Source organism: Kineococcus rubinsiae (genome assembly GCF_011839805.1).
In the GTDB taxonomy this organism is placed as follows: Bacteria; Actinomycetota; Actinomycetes; order Actinomycetales; family Kineococcaceae; genus Kineococcus; species Kineococcus rubinsiae.
Genome location: NZ_VWPY01000101.1, coordinates 1 through 6,261 on the forward strand (window position 1 = coordinate 1; position 6,261 = coordinate 6,261).

General features: G+C 42.9%; 4 protein-coding genes and 4 pseudogenes. 4 read left to right on the forward strand and 4 right to left on the reverse strand.

The genetic code is table 11. The annotated features are described in order from the left end of the window. Together F1544_RS26965 and F1544_RS26970 are read right to left on the reverse strand one after the other, a co-directional pair. Positions 1–142: pseudogene (locus tag F1544_RS26965) on the reverse strand (IS6 family transposase); the annotation flags it as partial. An 81-nt stretch (positions 143–223) separates the two neighbouring features. Further along, positions 224–1,291 carry a YeiH family protein gene (locus F1544_RS26970; protein ID WP_016165167.1) on the reverse strand — a complete coding sequence of 356 codons (1,068 nt, stop codon included), beginning with the start codon at positions 1,289–1,291 and terminating at the stop codon, positions 224–226. 137 nt (positions 1,292–1,428) lie between these two features. Between F1544_RS26970 and F1544_RS26975 the strand changes: the two genes are divergently transcribed. The 3 genes from F1544_RS26975 (at position 1,429) to F1544_RS26985 (ending at position 5,172) form a co-directional block, all read left to right on the forward strand. After that, entirely contained in the window at positions 1,429–2,307 is an 879-nt protein-coding gene (locus F1544_RS26975) for a LysR family transcriptional regulator (RefSeq protein ID WP_121595086.1), read from the forward strand. A gap of 767 nt (positions 2,308–3,074) precedes the next feature. Next, entirely contained in the window at positions 3,075–4,007 is a 933-nt protein-coding gene (locus tag F1544_RS26980) for an IS5-like element ISAba12 family transposase (protein WP_002114401.1), read from the forward strand. Between the two features lie 385 nt (positions 4,008–4,392). Continuing rightward, the gene (locus F1544_RS26985) at positions 4,393–5,172 is read left to right on the forward strand and encodes a substrate-binding domain-containing protein (protein ID WP_004758163.1); all 780 of its coding nucleotides are present in this window, start codon (positions 4,393–4,395) and stop codon (positions 5,170–5,172) included. A 183-nt stretch (positions 5,173–5,355) separates the two neighbouring features. Here F1544_RS26985 and F1544_RS26990 read toward each other — a convergent pair. Then, positions 5,356–5,652: pseudogene (locus tag F1544_RS26990) on the reverse strand (AAA-type ATPase lid domain-containing protein); the annotation flags it as partial. Between the two features lie 13 nt (positions 5,653–5,665). On the opposite strand from F1544_RS26990, the pseudogene F1544_RS26995 reads away from it, so the two are divergent. Next, positions 5,666–5,944, forward strand: a pseudogene (locus tag F1544_RS26995) (uracil-DNA glycosylase family protein); the annotation flags it as partial. Between the two features lie 8 nt (positions 5,945–5,952). Here F1544_RS26995 and F1544_RS27000 read toward each other — a convergent pair. Then, a pseudogene (locus F1544_RS27000) lies at positions 5,953–6,135 on the reverse strand (C4-dicarboxylate ABC transporter); the annotation flags it as partial. Positions 6,136–6,261 lie beyond the last annotated feature (126 nt).

Here is a 6,261-nt window from a genome sequence, read left to right on the forward strand (position 1 = left end):
AAATTGTACTGTGATCCACATTTATGCCTCGTTCAGCGAGCATTTCTTGAAGTTCACGATAGCTGATGCCATATTTACAATACCAACGAACAGCCCAAAGAATGATTTCACCTTGAAAGTGCCGACCGTGGAAGGGATTCATCTGCTGTATCTCGAAATAAATAAGATATTTAGCTTATCATGTCAGCCTATTTGCAACAGTGCCCCCTCGACCAGGTTATATTTAAAACAGCTGTGCAATGCCTACATTAATGGCAAAGCCAGCTAAGGTTAAAAACAAAAATAAACAGCCTGCTAATAACAGTGGTTTTATTCCCGCTTGGCGAATAGCGCCAACATGTGTACGCAGCCCAAGTGCGACCATGGCAATGGTAAGTAGTATATTATCAAACCATATAATAGCGTTTGTAGTTCCTTGCGGAATAACCGATAACGAATGCACGCCACTTGCCACTATAAATAACACTGCAAACCAAGGGATTGAAATACCCGCTTTTTGCTCGCCGCCATGTGCGTTTATGTTTGCATGCTTTTTACTTTGCCAAAACGATAAGCCTACTAAAAATGGCGCAAGCATCATTACGCGTAGCATTTTTTCTATCACGGCGGTGTCAGCCGCATTGGCACTTACCGTAGTCCCTGCTGCTACCACTTGCGCAACTTCATGAATGGTTGAACCAACAAAAATACCGTACGCATGCTCACTCACACCCATATATTCAAACATAATTGGGTAGGCAAACATACTTAACGTGCCAAACACCACAACCGTTGCCACCGCTACAGATACTTTATGCGCTTGTGCTTTTATTACTGGCTCTGTTGCCATTACCGCTGCGGCGCCACAAATAGAGCTACCCGCACCTATTAGTATGGTTGTTTGTTCATCAAGCTTAAAAACGCGCTTACCTAGCTGTACTGCTAATATAAACGTACCAAGCAGCATTACCACATCGGTTAATAGGCCATGCCAGCCTACACCCGCTACTTGTGCAAAAGTAATCCTAAACCCAAATAAAATAATGCCCGCTTTGAGTAATATACTTTTAGCGTAATCAACGCCTACATCTGTACGCGTAGCAATGCGCGCAAACACACTGTTACCCACAATAATGCCAAGCACAATACCAATTGTTAAGGAGCTAAATTGCGCACTTTGCATTATAGGTAACTTACTTAATGCAACAGATGCCCCCGCTAACACAACCACCAGCAGCATACCTAACCACCAGCGCGTATCGCCGTATTGCTTAGTCAAAGGCTGAAAACTACTTTTAATAGCGCTAAGCATAATATTCCCTCACTTAAACCAAGTTGATGTGTTGACTTAATTGTAAGAAAGCTCAAAATATAACTCCAATATATTAAAATCATGATTTGATAACTTAAAGTTATACAATTTAGAGTTATGCAATTTAAGGTTGTTCAATGAACTTACATTCACTTAGGGTGTTTTATACAGTGGCTAAATTGGGTAGTTTTTCAGGCGCAGCCGAAGCGCTTTTTATAAGCCAGCCCGCTGTTTCTAAAGCGCTAAAAGAGCTAGAGCATCAGTTAAACATTCAACTTATTGAACGTGCATCTAAGGGTAGAAAGCTCACCCTAAGCGAGGGAGGCCAAGCTTTGTATGATCACGCCCGCAGTATTTTTGCTATCGAAAAAGCCGCCATTGAAGATATTAAATCGCGAACAGGGCTTAAGCGCGGTACATTAGTTATAGGCACCAGCACCACCATTGCCAGTTATTGGCTACCGCCTTATTTAGCCAAATTTTGTGCGCAGTACCCGCATATAAAAGTAGAAGTACAAGTGGCTAATACCGCGCAAATTGAGCATGCCTTACTTGAATGCACTATCGATTTAGCACTGGTTGAAGGCACACCTACCGAGCCGCACATTATTAGTAAGCACTGGCAAAGTGATTTAATGAGTGTGGTTATACCGAGCAACTTTAAGCCCACTAAAGACTTAAAAGCATGGTTAAACGAGCAGTTTTGGTTATTACGCGAGCCAGGCTCTGGCACGTTAGAAATGTCTGTAAAGTTATTAGCAGAGCATGGCGTACAAGCAGAGCAAAGTATGCAATTAGGCAGCAACGAAGCTATAGCAAGAGCTGTTGCTCAAGGTATGGGGGTCGCTTTATTGCCAAACGTAGTCACAGAAGATTTAGTGCAGTTAGGCAAATTAGCGCGCCTGAGCCAAAAAAATAACGAGCAACTCTCTCGGCCGCTATACCAACTGCATTATAAAGACAGACCGTCTTCGCATGTTGCACAAGCATTTGAAAAAAGCCTGTTTAGTGAATAGAGGTTATGTGAGTAAAATTAGAATTGAGCTGTAAGTCGTGTATATATAAGAAGCTGAAGGTCGAAGCATTATTGTTTGTTCTGCTTTGACTACAAATGCTTCTTAGCATATGAGCTCAGTGCTCTGCTTGACTCATATAAATCGAGGGCAATTTGAAACCAATGTGTCCAATGAATATTGTTACTCTTTTTGAGCAAGGAGATCATTTCTTTAAGCGTATCTGAGTAAAAACCTTAGATTACTCATAAATCATAATGCAAAAGCTGGTGCAAACTGTTAAGCGCTGGCTGATTTTTTATGTTTTTTTGAATCTTATTTTTTCCCATAAAGCCCTCAGATTAATACCGATTCCCATAAAATTTGGTTTCAATTCTACTATTTTTTCTTCACTTTTCGGTTCTTTGGAATTAACTCCAGCCTAATTACCTTTGGCTTTAAAACCTTCAACATTTTTGACTTTAGCTAAGGTTTCTTTTGAGGTCTTATTGTTCTTTAAATCAACATCTTTTGAATCTTCTATATCGAACATTGGCATATCCTATCCTTTGCTATTCAAGTACCCTATATACCATCTAACTATTTGTGCAATAGCTGAAAGACGGAACGATGTATTTGCTTGACTAACATCATCTGTACGGTTGGAGGCTTTTAATCCTCTGACCTGCCTTGCCTTTACCCCCGTATTAACATTTAAAAATTTTGCGCCAGTAATTGGCTTTGTTGCACAAACCTATCTGTAAAGGGTTTTTCAGCGATATAATTTTCAAATGAAGAAGCCTACACACAAAATCTACCGCACAACCAATTGGCCCGCATATAACCGAGCACTCATGAGTCGCGGAAATATTGCCATTTGGTTTGATCCTGCTACGCAATGGTATGCGCCATCAAAAGGCAAACAAGGGCGAAATCAAACCTACTCCGACGCAGCCATCCAATGCTGCTTAATGATTAAATCCTTATTCCGTCTGTCTTTACGTATGGTCACTGGCTTTGTGCAAAGTCTGATTAAACTTTGCGGATTAAATTGGATAGCTCCAGATTACACCACGCTTTGTAGAAGACAAAAGCATATTGATATTGTAATCAGCTACCAAAAAAGTAGCGATGGGCTGCATCTACTCATGGACTCTACAGGCATGAAGTTTCTAGGTGAGGGCGAATGGAAACGCAAGAAACATGGACCTGAATATCGTCGCCAATGGCGTAAACTTCATATTGGTATAGATGCTAAAACCCTACAAATACGAGCAGTTCAGCTTACAACCAATAATGTCAGTGATTCACAGGTGCTTGGTGATTTACTTAATCAGATTCCACAAGATGAGCGGATTAACTCTGTTTATACCGATGGAGCTTATGACACCAAGCAATGCCGTCAGGTCATTGCAGATCGGCAAGCGCATGCGGTGATTCCACCTAGAAAAAATGCGAAACCATGGAAAGATACAAAGAGTAGCTCGCTAGAGCGAAATGAATTACTTCGAACAATTAAACGTTTAGGCAGGACACTATGGAAAAAATGGTCAGGCTATCATCGCCGAAGTTTGGTTGAAACTAAGATGCATTGCATTAAATTATTAGGAGATAAACTCAGTGCAAGGAGTTTTGATAGCCAAGTGAATGAGATCCATGCACGTGTAGCAGTCCTTAACAGATTTACGGAATTAGGTCGACCACTTACCCAAGTTACGCCTTAAATTTGGCTCAATTAGGGACGCTTTGCATTTCAAATCTTTGTGCAACAAAGCCCCGCCAATGTAAAAATGACCCACTAGGGGATGCGGACAAAATTCAACCGGCGTTGACAGCTCGCGCACTTCGGGGGTAAATTTGGTTCGGATTTTGCTCATGATGACTCCATTGTCTCAAATAACGGAGCCTCCTCAAAATCCGGGGCGGTTCACTTCTATAGAAAGGAGAGAACTTTCCTCGACAAGTTGATGTCTGAGACAGGTATTGAGTACTTCGTGAAATAGATTAATCAAGATCACTCAACAGTATGCTTCGGTTGCACGACAAGACACTTAAAAATGTCCTTTCAGCAATATTGTTATCAAAAGAATTCTTTTTAGGATAGTAACCATGAAATCGCTAAAGCATCTAATTCCCGTACTTACATCATGTCTGTTAGGCATGTCCGCTGTCATTCCAGCAATTTCTCATGCGGCTCAAGAGGTACGAGTTTATGGCCCGGGCGGCCCAGCTCCCGCGATGAAAGAAGCCGCGAAGACATTTGAGGAAAAAACTGGCACACCAGTAATAGTTACCGCTGGCCCCACACCAAAATGGATTCAAAACGCAAAAGACGATGCTCACATTATCTACAGCGGATCTGAAACGATGATGACCGACTTCGCCCAGGCTATGGAGGGCGGATTTGATGAAACCAAGGTTAAGCCGCTCTACCTGAGGCCATTGGCAATACTTGTACGCCCGGGCAATCCTAAAAATATCAAGGGACTTTCCGATTTGTTCAAACCTGGACACAGAATTTTGGTGGTCAATGGTGCTGGACAAAATGGTGTATGGGAGGACGCAGCGGGCCGTAAAGGAAGTATTGAGTCGGTGAAAGCGTTCCGAAAAAATATTGCCAAATACGCCAAAAACAGCGCCATCGCAAAACAGGAATGGACTGATGACACTTCTTTGGATGCCTGGCTAATCTGGAACATTTGGCAAGTTGCGAACCCCACCTTGGCGGAAGTTGTGCCCATTGAAAAAGATTATGTTATCTATCGTGATACCGGTGTGGTGCTAACCAACAAAGGTGAACAGATCACAGCAGCGAAACAATTCGTTTCGTTCTTACAATCCGACGACGGTGCGGCTATCTTCAAAAAATGGGGATGGATTACTCAATAAAATAAGCTTAAGAACAGTGGTGCTTGCATGAGCAAGCTCACGTGTGCGCCACTGCCCTTGCATAAAATACTTCCTGAATCGCAATTGAGAATCGTTTTTTCAAGCGACGTAATACATGCCATTGGCTTGAGCGGCAGACCTCAAAAAATATTCAATCGCTGCGCGAGATCTCCGCAAAACAAGCTATTCTTTACTACCTAATTTTCTGTAAAGTGTTCTCTCACTGATGCCTAAATAATTAGCGAGCTCTTTTTTTGAGCCACAAAAATTTTTCTCCAACTCACGTATTTCTGAGTCATTCATTTTTCTTTTTTTGACTCCGAGAGTGGATGACGAAAAAGAGGACAAAGAAGAGGATGCGGATGGCTGCAACAGTTCAGCGGGCAGATGCTCATATTCGATACGTCCATCATCTGCAAAAACCCGAGCCCTATCCAAGGCATTTTTCAACTGACGAATGTTTCCGGGCCAAGAGTAATTCATGAGTGCGCGCATACCAGATCTCGATAAGCCCAAGAGTCCGCTCCGCAGAGCGCAGATTGAGGAAGGTATCGAGATGCTGATCACGCTACTGACGCTTTTCCCTGATCTCGTCACTATCGTGTTTGCCGGACGTGTTGCCCAGAAAGCCATACCGCGTGTTCGGCTCGCCTTCCCTAATTTTTCATTGCTGGAAATGCCACACCCAAGTCCCCTTTCTGTTTGCACTCACCCGAATGTTAGGCAGCGCATTTTGTCCACACTGCGTCACGCCAAACAGTCGATCAAGTAGCCAAAGGCTCAGGTTTTGCTCGCCTTGCTCAGCGAGTGGATACACGGCGAGACGAACAAGTTGCCGCGATAGGCACCAGCCAGGGTTTTAGCCGCGACGATCATCCACATGACAGTCAGCATCAACACCAGCACTACGCCAAAGAAGCTAAAGAACGTGAGGTGCAGCATAGAGCCCAATTTGAGGGGCACTGTTGCAAATAGGCTGACATGATAAGCTAAATATCTTATTTATTTCGAGATACAGCAGATGAATCCCTTCCATGGTCGGCACTTTCAAGGTGAAATCATTCTTTGGGCTGTTCGTTGGTATTGTAC